We start from the raw sequence: 445 nt of genomic DNA, 5'->3' as shown, positions 1-445 counted from the left end.
GGTTCGGCAAGGCTTCGGCGGCGTTGTAGATCTGCACTGCCCAGCCGAGGTGGTATTGCAGGTCATTGGCGACTTGCATCACGTAGGGCGCTTCGATGATCCATTTGCCGCCGCCGGACGGGATGAAGAAACCGAGAATCGCCGAATAGACGCCCATCAGCAGCGCATAGGTGTCGTGGGAGGCGATGCTGACGAAGAAGGTCGAGATGTGATGCGCGAGGGTTTGCGCGTCGGCGCCTTTGACGGTGGTCATCAGCGCGGCGATCGAGCCGTACAACGGAAACTGGATCAACACGCCAGTGGTGGTCGGCACCGCACGGGCCACCGCATCGAGGAAGCTGCGCGGGCGCCAGTGCAGCAGCGCGCCGAGCATGATGAACAGAAAGTTATAGGTGTTCAGGCCGGAAATCGCGGTAATCGCCGGTTTGGTCGAAAACTCTTGAAA

Annotated in this window: 1 protein-coding gene; it reads right to left on the bottom strand. The window is 60.2% G+C overall.

All coding sequences use genetic code 11. The features are described 5' to 3' along the window. Nucleotides 1-445: TIGR00366 family protein (locus tag J5M56_RS25475; RefSeq protein WP_207938121.1), on the bottom strand; the 445-nt coding region annotated here is incomplete at both ends.

It is taken from the genome of Pseudomonas sp. 51_B, from assembly GCF_017491595.1.
GTDB lineage: Bacteria > Pseudomonadota > Gammaproteobacteria > Pseudomonadales > Pseudomonadaceae > Aquipseudomonas > Aquipseudomonas promysalinigenes.
Note: the sequence above shows the minus strand (reverse complement) of the source record. Positions and strands in the feature narration are given on the sequence as shown.